Origin of the sequence: Dickeya chrysanthemi NCPPB 402 (genome assembly GCF_000406105.1) — a bacterium.
Classification (GTDB): Bacteria; Pseudomonadota; Gammaproteobacteria; order Enterobacterales; family Enterobacteriaceae; genus Dickeya; species Dickeya chrysanthemi.
Genome location: NZ_CM001974.1, coordinates 757,015 through 774,950 on the forward strand (window position 1 = coordinate 757,015; position 17,936 = coordinate 774,950).

A 17,936-nucleotide genomic window follows, 5' to 3' on the forward strand; every position below is an offset into this window, starting at 1 on the left:
TGGCGCGATGTTTAATGCTGTACCAGCGATATATCGTCGGAGAGATATTCCACCACGACTTGATTACGCCCGCTGTTTTTCGCTTTGTACAGCGCGTTATCCGCAGTTTTGATCGCAACATCCAGCGTTGATTTTTGCGGGTTAAAGGTGGTTACGCCAACCGAGATCGTGACCTGATGATGCTGTGATCTCGGCATATAAATGGTATTGGCGACATTATTACGCAGCCGTTCGGCGATCACCGTCGCGACATGGATGTCGGCGCCCGGCAGCAGGATTAAAAACTCTTCGCCGCCGATTCGGCAGACCAAATCGGTTTTCCGGAAATTTTTACGGATTTGTTGGCTCAGCTTACGGATCACTTCATCACCCATGTCATGACCAAAAGAATCATTGATCACTTTGAAATGGTCGATATCAATAGCGATTACCGAGACTTTTTTATATTCGCCGCGAACCTCTTCCATGCTTTCCAGCATTCCTCGCCGGTTTAACATGCCGGAAAGCGGATCGGTATGGGCTTCGGAGCTCAGGCGGCCGATACGTTTGTGCAGCAGCACGGTACCCATCAGCAATACCCGCTTGAGCTGCTCTACTTCCAGATACCAGGCTTTGACTGAGCGTATTTTGTTTATCACCCCCGGTTGTTCCATACTGCTGGCGGATTTAGCCAACTGGCGCAGCGGTTTGGCGATGTAATAGGTCAAAATGCTGAGTATCATCAATGTCACGATCCCCAGCGGCGTACCTTGTTTGAGTACATTGACCATCACGTTATTCAGCGCTTCTTTGATGGAATGAAATGACTGCTGAGTGATAATAATCCAGCCTGATTTTTGCGTACGGATAAATGAAGCTGGCGAGGGAATGCCCTGCTCATCCGGCATCATAAAGCTGCCTTTATCCTGACCGTTAACCGAAGACAAAGTCGCGGGGTCGCTAAATTTGGTGCCAACTTGTGTGAGATCGTGGTGATAAATTATCGTGCCTTCTTTATCAATCACATAAGTATTGAAACTATCGTTACTGAATTGTGTATTCATGAACTCATTCAGAATGCGGCGGTTATTTAAATACAGCGAGCCGCCGATATAACCAAGATAATTACCCATGTCATCGAAAATAGGCTGGGAAATAAAAATAATATAATTGCCGCTCAACGAGGTATAGGGAGAGCTGATAATAAATTTTTTTCTTTTTGTGCAATAAGATGCTGGCTGGAGGTTAATGTGATGCCGGTCAAATTCAGCGATATTGGCGACGCGGCAATGATCTGGCCGGTTGCTGTCACCACCACCATTGAATTAAACGCATGGCTTAACTGATGAATACGTTGCAAGTCAGTTTGCAGGGCACGTAAATTACCCGACTGGATATGACTGACGATCAACCTGGCGCTATAAGATAATTGCTCTTCTGAAACAGAAAAAAAATTATCCACAGTCATGGCGAGTTTGGCTGAATAACTGGCATTGACTTTAGTGGCTTGTTCAAACAGTAGTTTTTTTTGAACGTGATAAAAAGTTAAATAGCTATTCAATAGCGTAACAAACATACTGGCAAGAGAAATGAATAGGATTAAATGCAAAAGATTTATTTGTATCAGTTTTTTTATTCGCATTTAGTTATAGCTACCGGTGATGACCATTTCTGGTTGCACAAAATGTGCAATTCATTTCTTTTTCCGTTAAGGGTGGACGTCAATCTAGCCTTAATAGTTAAGTAGTAGTCAAGGTTTAAAATAGTGTCAACCAAGGAGGTAGAATTTGTGGTCGAAGTAATAAAAAGAAACCCTGTTTTAATTTAAATCAGTCGGCATAACCTAAATAATTCGCGTTACCGGCAACACACTGGCGTGTTGAGCATCTGCTTTTTCTAAGCTGCCTACTCGGCAGTGAACAGTTCCGCGATGCAACCACAGCTGGATATGGTTTTCTAAGCTGCCTACTCGGCAGTGAACTTCCACTGCGGTTTCATCGGGTTGGCCAGGGTTTTCTAAGCTGCCTACTCGGCAGTGAACCAGAAGAATAGTCATTATAAACAAGACTCAGATTTCTAAGCTGCCTACTCGGCAGTGAACATAAGATATTGGTGCTCATGGTAATCTCGACCTTTCTAAGCTGCCTACTCGGCAGTGAACAACTACTGCCTAATTATCAGGGGTGGATTGACTTTCTAAGCTGCCTACTCGGCAGTGAACACATGTCAAGGTTAGTGACAGTTTTAGAGACATTTCTAAGCTGCCTACTCGGCAGTGAACCCTTAATACCCAGCCTACCAGTGCCGCGAGTGTTTCTAAGCTGCCTACTCGGCAGTGAACCTTCGGGTACCCGCAAAGACTCCAGTGACTTCTTTCTAAGCTGCCTACTCGGCAGTGAACGCCGCCGCCTTAACCGCCGCCAAACTGACTCATTTCTAAGCTGCCTACTCGGCAGTGAACTGCCATGGGTCGAGCGGGTTCCCGCCGAGTCTTTTCTAAGCTGCCTACTCGGCAGTGAACGGTGAAGCCGTTATCGTGCTGGACAACGGCATTTTCTAAGCTGCCTACTCGGCAGTGAACCCGTTATCGTCGACGGATGTCGGCTCAATGCTTTTCTAAGCTGCCTACTCGGCAGTGAACAATAGCCAATCTGACAGCAGGAACAACGCTCCTTTCTAAGCTGCCTACTCGGCAGTGAACGTGCAATCCATCCGGCACTACAGGCAGTGCGGTTTCTAAGCTGCCTACTCGGCAGTGAACTAAATGTCATACAATCTCGGTGAATTACCCCATTTCTAAGCTGCCTACTCGGCAGTGAACGGCAAAAGTTTTTCTGTCTGCCCGAAAGATTTTTTTCTAAGCTGCCTACTCGGCAGTGAACATTCAGTGCCTTGAAGGGTGCGCGTTTGTTCATTTCTAAGCTGCCTACTCGGCAGTGAACTTGTAGTGTTTCGGCCCGCAGAGTCTCTCGCTTTTCTAAGCTGCCTACTCGGCAGTGAACGATCTCGATTACAAGGCGCTGACTGTTTCACCTTTCTAAGCTGCCTACTCGGCAGTGAACTCATTCGCCAGTTTGTGACGTGCATACTTGCTTTTCTAAGCTGCCTACTCGGCAGTGAACTGCGTGATGATATCAATGAGGTTTTTATACTCTTTCTAAGCTGCCTACTCGGCAGTGAACAGAGGATCATCGGTTGTCACCTTGTTATCTGGGTTTCTAAGCTGCCTACTCGGCAGTGAACCATAAAATCTCCGGCAAAAAGAAACCCGCACTTTTCTAAGCTGCCTACTCGGCAGTGAACTTGATGTCGATAGACAGATAACGCTCAATGTCTTTCTAAGCTGCCTACTCGGCAGTGAACAAACCCGGATGGCACGCCATACGCTGCGCGCCTTTCTAAGCTGCCTACTCGGCAGTGAACTGTAGCCCGTTGACTCTAACCCTTTGTATTCTGACCCGCAATTGTCGATTTTCGTCGTCAGACCCTTTTTTTTCGGCTGTCGGTAACTGATTGATTTTTCAGTGCCGAAAATAGCGGCTGAAAAAAAGGGTATAAAAATAAGAAAAGTCTTTTCGGCGCCATTCACTTTCCCGTTGTGGCTGTGATAGGTTAATTCTCGTTACTTTCCAGTAGATTATACCCGTCATACTTCAAGTTGCAGGTGTGTTGGCTTTCCTCGCTCACCCCGGTCACTTACTTGGGTAAGCTCCCGGGGATTCGCTGCGTTGCCGCCTTCCTGCAACTCGAATTATTTTGGGTATCCGTATTTCCCAATTAATTATTAGCCTGCGTGTTATTACGCGGGTGGGTTTGCTTTATCACGACAACAGAGAAACGGTTTTATGGATAACGTATTCAGCCCGTCGGATTTAAAAACCATTCTGCATTCCAAACGCGCCAATATTTATTACCTCCAGCATTGCCGTATTTTGGTCAATGGCGGGCGGGTGGAATATGTCACTGAAGAAGGGAATCAGTCGTTGTACTGGAATATCCCGATTGCCAATACCAGCGTGGTGATGCTCGGCACCGGTACCTCGGTCACGCAGGCGGCGATGCGGGAATTTGCCCGTGCCGGGGTGATGGTCGGGTTTTGCGGTAGTGGCGGCACGCCGCTGTTCGCCGCCAATGAAGCGGAGGTGGCGGTGTCGTGGCTGTCGCCGCAGAGCGAATACCGCCCCACCGGCTATTTGCAGGATTGGGTCAGCTTCTGGTTTAACGAAGAGCAGCGGCTGGCGGCGGCGATTGCCTTTCAGCAGGTGCGCATCGGCCAGATTCGTCAGCACTGGCTGAGCGGGCGGCTGGCGCGTGAGTCGCGTTTCGCCATCAAACCCGAGCATGTGGAAGCGCTGCTTAACCGCTATCAGCAAGGGCTGGCGAACTGTCGCACCAGTAACGATGTGCTGGTGCAGGAAGCGATGATGACCAAATCGCTGTACCGGCTGGCGGCCAATGCGGTGAGTTACGGTGATTTTACCCGCGCCAAACGCGGCGGCGGCACCGATCTGGCGAACCGTTTTCTCGACCACGGTAATTATCTGGCTTACGGGCTGGCGGCGGTGGCGCTGTGGGTGTTGGGATTGCCGCACGGGCTGGCGGTGCTGCACGGCAAAACCCGCCGTGGCGGGCTGGTGTTCGATGTGGCGGACCTGATTAAAGACGCGCTGATTCTGCCGCAGGCGTTTATCGCCGCGATGGAAGGGGAAGACGAGCAGGAATTTCGCCAGCGCTGCCTGACGTCGTTTCGTCAGGCCGAGGCGCTGGATGTGATGATCGACAGCCTGCAACAGGTGGCGCAGCAATTAAGCCAGGTGGCGAAAACCGGGAGTCAGGGGGCGCAATGAACATCCTGCTGATTTCCGAATGCAACAAGCGGGCGCTGGTGGAAACCCGCCGGGTGCTGGACCAGTTCGCCGAGCGCAAAGGGGAACGCACCTGGCAGACCGCCATCACCGAAGAGGGGCTGAAAACGCTACGCACACTGCTGCGTAAAACCGCACGGCGCAACACGGCGGTGGCCTGCCACTGGATTCGCAGCGCCAATCACACCGAATTGCTGTGGATTGTCGGCAACCTGCGGCGTTTCAACCCGCAAGGCAGCGTGCCGACCAACCGCACCGAGCGTGATATTCTGCGCAGCCAGGATGAAAATCCGTGGCACAGCGCCGAAGCCTTCAGCCTGCTGGCGGCGATTGCCGGGCTGTTTCACGACATCGGCAAGGCCAATGCGCTGTTTCAGGCCGGGTTGCGGGGCAAGGGGCCGCGCAGCCAGCCGCTTCGCCACGAGTGGGTGTCGCTGCGGCTGTTTCAGGCGTTTGTCGGCGAGCGGGACGATACCGGCTGGCTGACGGCGCTGGCCGCCATCCGCCCGGAGGGGGAAGCGGCGTTGCTGGCGCGCGTGCAGCAGGATGAGAAAATCCCCCACTCCTCACCGTTTAAAAGCCTGCCGCCGCTGGCGCAGGTGGTGGGCTGGCTGATTGTCTCGCACCACCGTTTGCCGATGTTCTGGGATGACAAGAGCGACAATCCCAGCCCTGATCTAGCCGATGTGAGTCAGTGGCTGACTGGGCAGGTATCGCCCTGCTGGAATGCCGTTAATCACCTGCGCCCGGATATCAGCCAGCAGGAATGGCAACAGGTGTGGCAGTTCCCGCACGGCACGCCGCTGCAAAGCCGCGTCTGGTGTGAAAAGGCGCGCAAGTTCGCTGCCCGTGCGCTGAAGTTACCCTCGTTGATGACCTTCGGCCAACTGGACCAGCGGCTGACGGTGCATCTGGCACGGCTGTCGCTGATGCTGGCAGACCACCATTACTCCTCTTCCGATGCCACCTCCGGCTGGCAAGACCCGCGCTATACCGTGTGGGCTAATACCGATAGAAAGACCGGCAAGCTCAAACAGCAACTGGACGAACACTGCGTCGGCGTGGCGCAGAATGCGCTGCTGCTTGGGCGCAGCCTGCCGCACCTGCGCGATACGCTGCCGGCCATCACCCGCCACAAAGGCTTTCGCCAGCGCAGCACCGATGCGCGTTTCCGTTGGCAGGATAAAGCATTTGATCAGGTCTGCGCCATGCGTGAGCAGGCGGCCCGCCACGGTTTCTTTGGCGTCAACATGGCCTCTACCGGGCGCGGCAAGACGCTGGCGAATGCCCGCATTATGTACGCGCTGGCAGAGGAATCCGTCGGGTGCCGCTTTTCGGTGGCGCTCGGCCTGCGCACCCTGACGCTGCAAACCGGCGACGCATTGCGCCAGCGCCTGACGCTGGATGAAGACGACCTGGCGGTGTTGATTGGCTCGCAAGCGGTGCAGGAACTGCATGAGCTACGCCAGCAGGAGCAGGAAACGCGTGTGGTGCAAACCGGCAGCGAATCGGCTGAGTCGCTGTTTAGCGAGCATCAGTACGTCAGTTACGACGGCTCGCTGGATGACGGTCGGCTGAAAACCTGGCTGGAAAAATCGCCGACGCTGCATCAACTGCTGAGTGCGCCGGTGCTGGTCACCACCATCGACCACCTGATGCCCGCGACCGAAAGCCTGCGCGGCGGCCACCAGATTGCGCCGATGCTGCGGCTACTCACCTCGGATTTGGTGCTGGACGAGCCGGACGATTTTGGGCTGGAAGACCTGCCCGCGCTGTGTCGGCTGGTGAACTGGGCGGGGATGCTCGGCTCACGGGTATTACTGTCATCCGCCACGCTGCCGCCGGCGTTGATCCGCGCGCTGTTCGAAGCCTACCTGAAAGGCCGCGCAGCCTGGCAGCAGGCGTACGGCGAGCCGGGCACGCCGCTGAGTATTTGCTGCGGCTGGTTTGATGAATTCGACAGCCAGTGCCATCAGCTTGCCGATACCCAGGCTTTTGCCGATCAACACAAGGCGTTTGTCGCCGGGCGCATCGACAAGCTGCATCAGCAGGAGCAGCGGCTGCGCTGGGCGGAGATTGAACCGGTGGCAAGCCCGACGCGAGAGGCGAGCGCGGTGTGCCGGGCGCTGGCGCAAACCCTGCACCAGCGGGTGTTTGCGCTGCATCAGCACCATCACCAGACGCATTCCGGCGGCAAAACCGTGTCGCTGGGGCTGATTCGCATGGCAAACATCAACCCGCTGGTGGCAGTAGCGCGTGCGCTGATGGAGATGCCTTCCCCGCCGGATTACTGCGTGCATTATTGCGTTTATCACAGCCAGCACCCGCTGGCGATGCGCTCCCACATCGAAGCGCGGCTGGATGCAGCACTGATGCGCAAAGACCCGCAGGCACTGTGGCAGGTGGCGGAAATTCGTGACGCCATCGAACAGCAGCCGCAGCAGCATCACCTGTTTGTGGTGCTGGCCACCTCGGTGGCGGAAGTGGGGCGAGACCACGATTACGACTGGGCCATCGCCGAACCCAGCTCGATGCGTTCTGTTATTCAGTTAGCCGGGCGTATTCTGCGCCACCGCCAGCGTGACGAGTATGTGCCGACCTCACCCAATTTTTATTTGCTAAGCCACAACGTGCGGGCGCTGAAAGGCGAAAAAGTGGTGTTCCTTCGCCCCGGTTTTGAATCGGAGCACGGCTTCACACTCGCCAGTCACGATCTGCGGGAGATCCTCAAACCGGAGGATTACCAGACCATCAGCGCTGCGCCGCGAATTCAACAGCCACCGGTACTGAAAGAACCGTTTACGTTGATTTCGCTGGAGCACGCGGCGCTGGCAACAAAACTGTTTGGGCCAAAAAACGGGTCGTCTTCACAACCAACGGCTGTGCTGTGGTGGCGCAAACCGCTGCACTGGAACGGCGAACTGCAACGGCACACGCCGTTTCGCCGTTCAGACCCGCAGCAGCGTTACTGGCTGCGATTGGAAGATGAAGGCGACGATCCGGTCTTTATGTTGCAGGACGACGGGCCGAGCGGCTGGAAAAAAATCGATGAGATTCGCTCAGTGGAACAGGCCATGGCCGATGGCGTCAGCCTCTGGGTAGAGATGGATTACACCGCGCTTTATCTGCAACTGGCCGAGGAAAAACAGTGGGAACTCGCCAGAGTCAGCGACCGCTTTGGTGAAATCAGTATCAGCACCCGCGACAACCGGGCGTGGTGCTGGCATCAGTGGCTCGGGGTGTTTGGGGAACAATCATGATGACAGGAGGAGGCATGGAAGAGAGTGAATTAACGCAGTTTATTGTCAGTTATATCGAAACCCGAAAGCAGGCCAAGCTGGATGCCTTCGATAAAGCCGCTGATAAGCAGCGGGCGGCGTTAAGCGGCGAAGCGCTGGCCGCAGCGGAAGTGGCGCTTTTGCAGCAGCGGCGCGAGATAGAACAGGCTTACGAGGCGCGCACCTGGCTGACGGATGCCGCCAGCCGCGCCGGGCAGATTAGCCTGGTGACCCACGCGCTGAAATTCACCCACAGTGATGCCAAAGGCAGCAGTGTGTTCAGCACTGAACCTGAAACGGCTACGGATGTGCTCTCTACCGCGTCGCTGGCGCAACCGGCGATTGATGCGGTCGGCAACGCGGCGGCGCTGGATGTGGCCAAACTGCTGCAAACCGAGCATCAGGGTGATTCGCTGGTGGCGGCGCTACAGCGGGGTGACCACCGCGCGCTGGAAGCGCTGGCGGAAAACGCAGAGCAGCTTGCACAGTGGCTGGCTGGGTTCGGGCAGGTGTTGAGCGATAAACAACCCAGCTCCCACAAGCTGGCAAAGCAGATCTATTTTCCGGTGGGTGACGGCGAATACCACTTACTCAGTCCGCTTTATTCCTCTTCGCTGTCGCAGGCGCTGGACCAACGCCTGAACGCGGTGCGCTTTGCCGAGCAGGCTAAAGCCATCCGCGAGGCCCGGCGACAAAAGCGCTGGCACGATGAAGTTGATGTCAGCTACCCCGGTATTGCGGTGCAGAATATGGGCGGCACCAAGCCGCAAAATATTTCCGCGCTTAATTCTGCCCGCAGTGGTCGCTCCTATCTGCTCAGCAGCGCGCCGTCACAGTGGCTCAGCCAAATCAAACTGCCGCTGGAGCATGACACCATCTTCCGTGAACGGGGTGAGGTGGATGCACTGACCTACACTGCGCGCCGGGAGATGCAGCAATTCCTGCTCAGCGTCAAAGAGGTGGAAAACAACCGTGAGATTCGCAACCAGCGCAGGCGTTACCTCGACCGGTTGATCAACGCCCTATTTGACTATGTCGCCACGGTACAAAACCTGGGCAAGGCGGGTTGGAGCACGTATTCCCAACTGAATTTCCCTCTGCGATTGTGGCTTGACCCAAGGCGCTGTCGGCATGATGACGCTTTTCGCTATGCACGCGACGGCGGGGACTGGAAAGAACAGGTCGCCCATGAATTTGGCCAATGGCTGAATGCACGATTGCACCACGATAAACTGATTTTCGGCGAGGTGGAACGCCGCGAGTGGTCAACCGCCGCGCTGTTTAAGCAGCGCCTGCGGGAAACCGAACGCGCGCTGAAGGAGGAACGGGCATGAGCAGCCTGATGATTTTGCGGCGTATTCAGGTGGAAAACGCCAACGCCATTGCCGGGCACACCTACGGCTTTCCCGCCATCAGCCATTTTCTCGGCTTTACCCACGCCTTGTCGCGCCAGTTGCAGGCATCTCACGGTTTGCGGCTGGAAGGCTGCGGTGTGGTGTGCCATCAGTATCAGGTTCATGCTTACGGCAGCGGCTGGAACCGTAGCTTTGCGCTGACGCGTAACCCGCTGACTAAAGAGGAAAAAACCGCCGCTTTTAACGAAGAGGGGCGAATGCACCTCACCGTGTCGCTGCTTATCGAATGCCACGGCATGTTGCCCGGTGAAGACGGGCGTGAGGCGCTTCGCCAGCAGGTGCGGCAACAGGCGCAACAGCAGCGGCTGGCAGGCGGGCTGATTGTGGATATCGAACAGGTAAGCTTCCACGACATCCCCGCCAGGGGCGCAGCCACCCGCAGCCTGATGCGCCGTTTACTGCCGGGCTTTGTGTTGCTGGACTGCACCTCGCTGTTGCCGTCGCATCTTGAAACCCTGCAACAGACCAATCCGCAGGCCGACATGCTGGATGCCTGGCTCGATTTCGCCGCCCTGAAATATCAGGCGGTGCGATCTTCTGATGATGCGGTGAGCTGGCAACCGCTGCCCAAGCCTGACAGAGGTTATCTGGTGCCGCTGATGACCGGCTACCGCGCCATTTCGCCGTTGTACAACCCCGGCGAGGTGGAGAAAACCCGCGACCCGTCCACCCCGTTCTGTTTTGCCGAAGCGATTTACGGCGTTGGTGAGTGGTGCGGCGTGCACCGCATTGACGACATCGACCGCCTCTTTTGGCGTTATCACTATCAACACCACACCTACCGCTGCCTGCAAACCGTCAACGACGCAGGCAGCGCAGCAGATGATGATTACCCAGAACTTGAATTCAACTACTGAGACAAGGATTGAAACCATGGCAAAAGCAGCAACTACCTTGAAAACCGCATCGGTACTGGCGTTTGAGCGCAAACTGGCGAATTCCGATGCGCTGATGCTGGCGGGCAACTGGCAGCAGGAGAACTGGCAGCCGGTGGTAATTCAGGAAAAATCGGTACGCGGCACCATCTCCAACCGGTTAAAAAACGCCATCAGCAGTGACCCGGCCAAGTTGGATGCCGAAATTCAAAAACCCAACCTGCAAACGGTGGATGTGGCGGCGCTGCCGTTTGATGCCGACACGTTGAAAGTGGCCTTCACCCTGCGGGTGCTGGGTAATCTGGCGCTGCCGTCGGTCTGTAACGATCAGGATTATCAACAGGCGCTGACTGACCTGATTAACGGTTACGCCCGCGAGCAGGGCTTTGGCGTGCTCGCGGCACGTTACGCCGAGAATATCGCCAGTGGTCGTTTTTTGTGGCGCAACCGTATCGGCGCAGAAGCGGTGCAGGTGGTGGTGACGCACGACGATAAGCGCTGGGAATTCAACGGCGAAGACTACTCGCTGCGCCAGTTTAGCCAACCTTCAGACGCACTGGCCGAATTGGCCCACGCCATTGAGCAGGCGCTGGCGGGCAGCGATTCGGCGTTTTTCCGCGTGGAAGCGCAGGTGAAACTGGGCAACGGGCAGGAGGTGTTCCCGTCGCAGGAACTGGTGCTGGATGAGCGCGCCCGCAACGGCAAGAGCAAAATTCTGTATCAGGTTAACGGCGTGGCGGCGATGCACTCGCAGAAAATCGGCAATGCGCTGCGCACGGTGGATGACTGGCACCCGGAAGCGGCGGAAACCGGGCCGATTGCGGTTGAACCCTATGGCTCCGTCACCAGCCGTGGCCGTGCGTATCGCCAGCCGAAAGACAAGATGGATTTTTACACCCTGCTGGATAACTGGGTGATCAAGGGCAACGTGCCGGAGGTGGCGCAGCAGCACTACGTGATCGCCACACTGATTCGCGGCGGGGTGTTCGGCGAGAAAGGCGAGTAACCCTATGGATCACTATATCGAGATTCGGGTGTTGCCTGATCTGGAGTTCAGCGCGGTGCAGTTGCTGAGCGCGCTGTTCGCCAAGTTGCACCGGACGCTGGGGCAGCGTGCGACCGGCGATATTGGCGTGAGCTTTCCGGATGCGGGCAAAACGCTGGGGGAACGGCTGCGGTTGCACGGCAGCGTGCAGGCACTGACGGCACTGGAACAAACCGGCTGGCGCACAGGGCTGCGCGACTATAGCACCATCACCGATGTATTAACGGTGCCAACGGGTGCGCAGTACCGCACCGTGCGCCGGGTGCAGGTAAAAAGCAGCGCTGAACGCCTGCGCCGCCGGGCGGTGAGTAAAGGCCGAATGACTGCGGATGAAGCCGCCGCCCGCATTCCCTATGCGGCGGAAAAACGCACCTCGCTGCCGTATCTGCCGCTGCGCAGCCTTTCCAGCGGACAAACGTTTTTACTGTTTGTCGAGCACGGCCCGTTGCAGGAGAAACCAGTCGCCGGGGTGTTCTCCAGCTACGGCTTAAGCGCCATCGCCACCATCCCGTGGTTTTGACCCTTTTTTTGCGGCCAGTTGTAACGTATTGATTTTTAATACCGCAATCTGGCCGCCAGAAAAAAGGGTTTTTCCGGGAAAACGGCTATTTCTCTTTAACAATCAGGTGATAAGCGATTATTCGCTACAGTTCACTGCCGCGTAGGCAGCTTAGAAATGTGCGCAGCGCAGTGAAAACGCTCATACCGGGTTCACTGCCGCGTAGGCAGCTTAGAAATGATCGGCCTGCGACCGCAATCAATGAAATGCGTTCACTGCCGCGTAGGCAGCTTAGAAACGGTTGGCGCACATCCTGAAATGATTACTGGAGTTCACTGCCGCGTAGGCAGCTTAGAAATGGGAAATGAACTGAGTGAACAGGTTACCCAGGTTCACTGCCGCGTAGGCAGCTTAGAAAGCCTGGCAGGCGTACGAAGTTCCAGACTGTGCGTTCACTGCCGCGTAGGCAGCTTAGAAATATCTCAGCGCCAGCGATGGCGCCTAACGGGCGTTCACTGCCGCGTAGGCAGCTTAGAAATCCAGCACGAAAGCTGATTGTGAATTCTAGCTGTTCACTGCCGCGTAGGCAGCTTAGAAACGTTACTATTGTCAGATGTCCCGTACCCCAGCGTTCACTGCCGCGTAGGCAGCTTAGAAATTCGCTTCGAGCCTGATTTATTGCTGCTGTAAGTTCACTGCCGCGTAGGCAGCTTAGAAAAGCTCTTCGTCATACACCGGAACATCGCCGACGTTCACTGCCGAGTAGGCAGCTTAGAAAGCGCGTCTATCCGCGCCGCTGGTCGTAATGGTGTTCACTGCCGAGTAGGCAGCTTAGAAACGCTACACGATGATGCCATGGATCACGAACTGGTTCACTGCCGAGTAGGCAGCTTAGAAAAAAACGTTCCCAGAAATGACTGTCTATCCATGGTTCACTGCCGAGTAGGCAGCTTAGAAATATTCAAACACCGGTATTGCTGCTGACCAGAAGTTCACTGCCGAGTAGGCAGCTTAGAAACAAGGCATCTACGCGAACACGAATGTTTCCATGTTCACTGCCGCATAGGCAGCTTAGAAATTACGCGGAGAGCTGGTCGTAGCACCGCCGGATTCACTGCCGCACAGGCAGCGGTTGACGGGGTTACTGGCGTTAAAACTACGCTGAGGTGGGCGACTTCGCCGGATGCACGGCATGGATGCCGTGCAAGCCCATTCCGCGTCTGACAAAAACGCCGGGAGCGTTTTTGAACAGCGTTTACGCTGGCCCGAAGGGCGAGCCCCAGGGATGGGGCGAGTAAACGCGTAATGGGCGGTCCGAACAGCGAAGGCGAACGCCGAAGGCACCGCGTCAGCGGCGTAGTTTAGCCATCAAGCCAGAGGTCAAGGAGAGGTGGCGCTTGCACCTCTCCTTGTCGTGCGTGCGATGATGTAGCAAAGAAGCGACACGGTTTATCCCGCACGAAATGAACCACCGCCCTCTCATACATTCGACAAACGTATTTGTCAGCCATACCCCGGCTGTGTGTCAACAGCCTTATTCCCGCGCAGGAATAAAAAATCCCCCAACCGTTACCGGCTGGGGGAAAGGGCGTAAAAAAAGTGAAAGGAATAACTTACTGTACGGCGGCGAAGGCAGCGGCGACGCGCTGTACGTTGTGGTGGTTTAACCCGGCGATGCAGACACGGCCGCTGGCGATCAGATACACGCCGAACTCTTCCCGCAGGCGGTCTACCTGCGCGGCGCTAAAACCGGTGTAGCTGAACATGCCGCGCTGGGTCAGCAGGTAGTCGAAGTTGCGGCCCGGCAAGGCTTTTTTCAGCTCGTCCACCAGTGTCTGGCGCATTTCATGAATACGCAGGCGCATCGCTTCCACTTCTGCGTGCCAGTTGGCGTTGAGCGTGCCGTCGTTCAGCACGCGTGAGACCACCTGCGCGCCGAAGTTCGGCGGGCTGGAGTAGTTGCGGCGCACGGTGGCTTTCAACTGGCCCAGCACCCGGCCGGCGGCGTCCTGATCTTCACACACGACGGACAACCCGCCGACGCGCTCGCCATACAGCGAGAAAATTTTGGAAAACGAGTTGCTGACCAGCGCGGGCAGGCCGGCACCGGCGATGGCGCGAATGGCGTAGGCATCGTCGTCCATGCCGCCGCCAAAGCCCTGATAGGCGATATCAAGAAACGGCACCAGCTCGCCTTTGATCAACACTTCGATAACCCTGTCCCACTCGGCGTGAGTCAGGTCTGAGCCGGTCGGGTTGTGGCAGCACGGGTGCAGCAGCACGATGCTGCGCGGCGGCAGCTGTTTCAGCGCGCTTATCATCGCGTCCACGTTCACGCCCAGCGTGTCGGCGTCAAAATAGGGGTAGGTATGCACCTGAAAACCGGCGCCGGAGAAAATGGCGATGTGGTTTTCCCAGGTCGGGTCGCTGACCCAGACTTCGGAATCCGGAAAATAGCGTTTGAGGAAATCCGCACCCACTTTCAGCGCACCGGAACCGCCCAGCGTCTGGATGGTGGCGACGCGTTGTGCGGTAAGCGCCGGGTGGTGCTCGCCGAACAGCAGCGTCTGCACCGCGCTGCGGTAAGGCGCCAGACCTTCCATCGGCAGGTAGACCGAGGCGTGTTGCGGCTCGGCCTGCAACTGGGTTTCTGCGGCACTGACCGCCTGCAACTGAGGAATGACGCCCTGCCCGTCGTAATACAACCCGATGCTGAGGTTCACTTTATCAGTACGGGGGTCCTGCTTGAACTTCTCCATCAGGGACAGGATAGGGTCGCCAGCATAGGCGTCGACATTCTGGAACACGTTGGTCACTCTCCTCAGGTATAAAAAGTCAGGCTGTTCGCTAGGCGGTATAACGGCCAGGGCGATGATTCATAGCGATAATCAGATTCAGCGCCGCCGCACCCAGTACCGAGGCGATCAGCATCGGTATGCTTACCACGAACAGGGAAGTCAGCACAATGCTCACGTCTACCGCCATCTGGAATTTTCCGGCGCGGATTCCACTTTTGTCTTGTAAATAGAGCGCCAGAATGTTCACCCCGCCCAGGCTGGCGCGGTGGCGGAACAGTACGATAAACCCCAGCCCCATGATCAGGTTGCCGAACAGCGTGGCGTAAATCGGTTGCAGGTGATCAAAGTGGATAAAAAGCGGGTGCAGGTCGGAAAACAGCGAAACCAGCGCCACCGCGCAGAACGTTTTGAGGGTGAACTGCCAGCCCATACGCCGAATGGCGAGGTAATAAAACGGCAGATTCAGCAGAAAGAACGCGGTGCCGAACGAGATATGGGTCGCGTAGTGCAGCAGGAAAGCCATCCCGGCGGTACCGCCGGTCAGCGCGCCCGCCTGGCGCAGCAGAATCACCCCGAAAGAGACCATTAGGGTGCCGATAAGCAGCGCCAGAACGTCTTCCAGCAGTGTGTGTGAAACGGGTGGTGGTGTAATGACGTTATCCATGGAAACGTGCCTGATAAAAGAAGGAAACCCTGTCTTTTCAAGCAAAAAGCACACCAGTTGCCGCACCCGGTCGGGCGTGTCGTTGTTTTTTTAGGCGAAAAAAGCCTTAACGTATTGAAAGCACTGAATGAAAATTTTTGCACGTATTGTGCGTATTGTGTGTGGTTTTCGTAATTATTGTGCGTGATTTTGGTTTTTCATGCGGGAATCGTGTTTTCCTGCACCGAAATGAAGCAACCTGTGCACCGAATTAGAGCGGAGAGACGGGCGGCGCCATTAATCCGTTCTCTTTCAGCCGGTTGAGCACTACCGAGGTTTTCAGGTGCGCCACGCTTTTGTTACGTGCCAGAATTTCGCTGATCAGCGCGCTCAGGCCGGGCAAGTCCGCCACTGCGACCTTGAGCATGTAATCCGCGTCGCCGGTGGTTTTGTAGGCATCGATAATCGCGTCGACTTCGCCCAGCATTTGGTGAAAGCTGTCTACGCATTCCTGGGTGTGATTGATCAGCCGTACTTCAATCAACCCCATCAACTCCAGCCCCACCGCATCCGGCGCCAGCCGGGCGTGATACCCGAGGATCAGTTGCGCCTGCTCAAGGGCAATGCGACGACGAGAGCACTGGGATGCAGACAACCCAACCAGATCGCTGAGTTCCTGATTGGTCAGGCGTCCGTTTGCCTGCAGCAGTGTGAGGATCTTCAAATCAAAATCATCAATGTTGTACATAACCCTGCCTTGCCAGAAGTACCAAACCTACAGACTAGCAGCTTTTTTCACTGCCGGAAGTTCGTTGTTTGGCATCGTGATGCTACCAGCCTGTTTTTCCGCCGGCGGCGTTGCACCGCCTTGGTTCATTATTGTGTATCTCCGGCTGATTTTTTGTGGATTACATGCAGGTTTTTAATGTTTCTTGCGCTGGATGAATGTCATCGCCGGTTTGCTGCAAGAAATGTGAATTTAATGTTTTTTCAAAACCGATTCAGTTTGTTAAGTACTGTAAACAGGCGAGACCGGCAGCGGTGGCGCTAGTTGGCCTGATAATTGCTCGGAATGAGGTGACATAAAATATATTCACCCACTTTCTGGGGAGACAGGGCAAATGGGCACACAACAACACAGCCAGCTCAAACGCGGGCTGAAAAATCGCCATATCCAACTGATTGCGCTGGGCGGAGCGGTAGGAACCGGGTTGTTTCTTGGTATTGCACAGACGATTCGCATGGCGGGGCCGTCGGTGCTGTTGGGGTACGCCATCGCCGGCGTGATTGCGTTTTTTATTATGCGCCAACTGGGCGAAATGGTGGTGGAGGAGCCGGTGGCCGGTTCATTCAGCCATTTCGCCAATGAATACTGGGGCAATTTCGCCGGGTTTATGTCCGGCTGGAATTACTGGGTGCTGTATGTGCTGGTGAGCATGGCGGAACTGAGCGCGGTGGGCATCTACATTCAGTATTGGTGGCCGGAAGTGCCGGCCTGGGTCTCGGCGGCGGTGTTTTTTGTCGCCATTAATGCCATCAACCTGACTAATGTGAAGGTCTACGGCGAGCTGGAGTTCTGGTTTTCCATCATCAAGGTGGCGGCGATTATCGGCATGATCGTGTTCGGCGGCTATCTGCTGCTGAGCGGCAACGGCGGGCCGGACGCCAACGTCGCCAACCTGTGGCAGCACGGCGGTTTCTTCCCGAACGGTATTAGCGGCATGGTGATGGCGATGGCGGTGATCATGTTCTCCTTCGGCGGGCTGGAACTGGTGGGGATCACCGCGGCCGAGGCGGACGACCCGCACAGGAGCATTCCTCGCGCCACTAATCAGGTGATTTATCGCATCCTGCTGTTTTATGTCGGTGCGCTGGCGGTGCTGCTGTCGCTGTATCCGTGGCAGAAAGTGGTGGAGGGCGGCAGCCCGTTTGTGCTGATTTTCCACGCACTGGATAGCAATCTGGTGGCGAACGTGCTGAATCTGGTGGTGCTCTCCGCTGCGTTGTCGGTGTACAACAGTTGTGTGTATTGCAACAGCCGGATGCTGTTCGGGCTGGCGCGGCAAGGCAATGCGCCGCGCGCGCTGCTCACGGTCAACCGCCGCGGCATTCCGCTGGTGTCGCTCGGCGTTTCTGCGCTGGCGACGGCGCTGTGCGTGCTGCTCAACTACCTGATGCCGGGCAAAGCGTTTGAACTGTTGATGGCGTTGGTGGTGTCTGCACTGGTGATCAACTGGGCGATGATCAGCATTACCCATTTGAAATTCCGTCAGGCGAAGCAGCGTGCGCATCAGGAAACCCGCTTCAAAAGCCTGGGCTACCCGCTGACCAACATTCTGTGCCTGCTGTTTCTGGCCGGGATTCTGGTGATCATGGCGATGACGCCGGGCATTCAGATCTCCGTGTGGCTGATTCCGTTCTGGCTGCTGGCGTTGGGCGCGGGTTATGCCATCAAAAAGCGCAAAGGGGCGCAGTCGGTACTGGCGGCGGAATAGTGTTTTCGGGCTGTTGGCAAACAGCAAGGATTTTGCTGCGGCCT

Annotated in this window: 12 protein-coding genes and 2 CRISPR repeat arrays; of the genes, 7 read left to right on the forward strand and 5 right to left on the reverse strand. The window is 56.0% G+C overall.

Annotated elements, in window-relative coordinates:
* Positions 1 to 11: 11 nt before the first annotated feature.
* Together DCH402_RS22965 and DCH402_RS22970 are read right to left on the reverse strand one after the other, a co-directional pair.
* On the reverse strand, positions 12 to 1,043 hold the full coding sequence (locus DCH402_RS22965; RefSeq protein ID WP_233276315.1) for a sensor domain-containing diguanylate cyclase: 1,032 nt from the start codon (positions 1,041 to 1,043) through the stop codon (positions 12 to 14).
* A 113-nt stretch (positions 1,044 to 1,156) separates the two neighbouring features.
* Positions 1,157 to 1,621, reverse strand: a complete 465-nt coding sequence (locus DCH402_RS22970) for a hypothetical protein (RefSeq protein ID WP_233276316.1) — start codon at positions 1,619 to 1,621, stop codon at positions 1,157 to 1,159.
* A gap of 251 nt (positions 1,622 to 1,872) precedes the next feature.
* A CRISPR array of direct repeats spans positions 1,873 to 3,402; the repeat unit is 28 nt; unit sequence TTTCTAAGCTGCCTACTCGGCAGTGAAC.
* Positions 3,403 to 3,824: 422 nt separating this feature from the next.
* On the opposite strand from DCH402_RS22970, the gene cas1f reads away from it, so the two are divergent.
* The 6 genes from cas1f to cas6f are packed head-to-tail and all read left to right on the forward strand — an operon-like array spanning position 3,825 to position 11,977.
* Positions 3,825 to 4,826, forward strand: a complete 1,002-nt coding sequence (gene cas1f / locus DCH402_RS03430) for a type I-F CRISPR-associated endonuclease Cas1f (RefSeq protein WP_039999703.1) — start codon at positions 3,825 to 3,827, stop codon at positions 4,824 to 4,826.
* Complete coding sequence (cas3f, locus tag DCH402_RS03435; RefSeq protein WP_039999705.1) at positions 4,823 to 8,104, forward strand: type I-F CRISPR-associated helicase Cas3f; 3,282 nt, start codon at positions 4,823 to 4,825, stop codon at positions 8,102 to 8,104. Before cas1f ends, cas3f begins: the two co-directional genes overlap by 4 nt.
* 14 nt (positions 8,105 to 8,118) lie before the next feature.
* The gene (gene csy1, locus DCH402_RS03440; protein ID WP_039999707.1) at positions 8,119 to 9,456 is read left to right on the forward strand and encodes a type I-F CRISPR-associated protein Csy1; all 1,338 of its coding nucleotides are present in this window, start codon (positions 8,119 to 8,121) and stop codon (positions 9,454 to 9,456) included.
* Entirely contained in the window at positions 9,453 to 10,394 is a 942-nt protein-coding gene (gene csy2, locus DCH402_RS03445) for a type I-F CRISPR-associated protein Csy2 (RefSeq protein ID WP_039999708.1), read from the forward strand. The genes csy1 and csy2 overlap by 4 nt, the downstream gene beginning before the upstream one ends.
* Positions 10,395 to 10,410: 16 nt before the next feature.
* A complete protein-coding gene (csy3, locus tag DCH402_RS03450) occupies positions 10,411 to 11,418 on the forward strand; it encodes a type I-F CRISPR-associated protein Csy3 (RefSeq protein ID WP_039999709.1) in 1,008 nt (335 codons plus the stop codon).
* A 4-nt stretch (positions 11,419 to 11,422) separates the two neighbouring features.
* Complete coding sequence (gene cas6f, locus DCH402_RS03455; RefSeq protein ID WP_039999711.1) at positions 11,423 to 11,977, forward strand: type I-F CRISPR-associated endoribonuclease Cas6/Csy4; 555 nt, start codon at positions 11,423 to 11,425, stop codon at positions 11,975 to 11,977.
* Between the two features lie 129 nt (positions 11,978 to 12,106).
* A CRISPR array of direct repeats spans positions 12,107 to 13,034; the repeat unit is 28 nt; unit sequence GTTCACTGCCGAGTAGGCAGCTTAGAAA.
* A gap of 535 nt (positions 13,035 to 13,569) precedes the next feature.
* Here the strand turns inward: cas6f and DCH402_RS03460 are convergent.
* From DCH402_RS03460 to DCH402_RS03470, 3 genes are all read right to left on the reverse strand, one after another.
* Positions 13,570 to 14,763: an amino acid aminotransferase gene (locus DCH402_RS03460; RefSeq protein ID WP_040003335.1), complete on the reverse strand. Its 1,194-nt coding sequence runs from the start codon at positions 14,761 to 14,763 to the stop codon at positions 13,570 to 13,572.
* 40 nt (positions 14,764 to 14,803) lie between these two features.
* A complete protein-coding gene (locus tag DCH402_RS03465; RefSeq protein WP_039999713.1) occupies positions 14,804 to 15,418 on the reverse strand; it encodes a YitT family protein in 615 nt (204 codons plus the stop codon).
* A gap of 250 nt (positions 15,419 to 15,668) precedes the next feature.
* Complete coding sequence (locus DCH402_RS03470; protein ID WP_012768465.1) at positions 15,669 to 16,145, reverse strand: Lrp/AsnC family transcriptional regulator; 477 nt, start codon at positions 16,143 to 16,145, stop codon at positions 15,669 to 15,671.
* Between the two features lie 373 nt (positions 16,146 to 16,518).
* Between DCH402_RS03470 and DCH402_RS03475 the strand changes: the two genes are divergently transcribed.
* Entirely contained in the window at positions 16,519 to 17,892 is a 1,374-nt protein-coding gene (locus tag DCH402_RS03475) for an amino acid permease (RefSeq protein ID WP_039999715.1), read from the forward strand.
* Positions 17,893 to 17,936 lie beyond the last annotated feature (44 nt).

What these genes read in the sequence shown, in the direction of transcription:
- DCH402_RS22965 (WP_233276315.1), bottom strand. Translation starts at nt 1,043, where the DNA reads ATGAATACACAATTCAGTAACGATAGTTTCAATACTTATGTGATTGAT.
- DCH402_RS22970 (WP_233276316.1), bottom strand. Translation starts at nt 1,621, where the DNA reads ATGCGAATAAAAAAACTGATACAAATAAATCTTTTGCATTTAATCCTA.
- cas1f (WP_039999703.1), top strand. Translation starts at nt 3,825, where the DNA reads ATGGATAACGTATTCAGCCCGTCGGATTTAAAAACCATTCTGCATTCC.
- cas3f (WP_039999705.1), top strand. Translation starts at nt 4,823, where the DNA reads ATGAACATCCTGCTGATTTCCGAATGCAACAAGCGGGCGCTGGTGGAA.
- csy1 (WP_039999707.1), top strand. Translation starts at nt 8,119, where the DNA reads ATGGAAGAGAGTGAATTAACGCAGTTTATTGTCAGTTATATCGAAACC.
- csy2 (WP_039999708.1), top strand. Translation starts at nt 9,453, where the DNA reads ATGAGCAGCCTGATGATTTTGCGGCGTATTCAGGTGGAAAACGCCAAC.
- csy3 (WP_039999709.1), top strand. Translation starts at nt 10,411, where the DNA reads ATGGCAAAAGCAGCAACTACCTTGAAAACCGCATCGGTACTGGCGTTT.
- cas6f (WP_039999711.1), top strand. Translation starts at nt 11,423, where the DNA reads ATGGATCACTATATCGAGATTCGGGTGTTGCCTGATCTGGAGTTCAGC.
- DCH402_RS03465 (WP_039999713.1), bottom strand. Translation starts at nt 15,418, where the DNA reads ATGGATAACGTCATTACACCACCACCCGTTTCACACACACTGCTGGAA.
- DCH402_RS03470 (WP_012768465.1), bottom strand. Translation starts at nt 16,145, where the DNA reads ATGTACAACATTGATGATTTTGATTTGAAGATCCTCACACTGCTGCAG.
- DCH402_RS03475 (WP_039999715.1), top strand. Translation starts at nt 16,519, where the DNA reads ATGGGCACACAACAACACAGCCAGCTCAAACGCGGGCTGAAAAATCGC.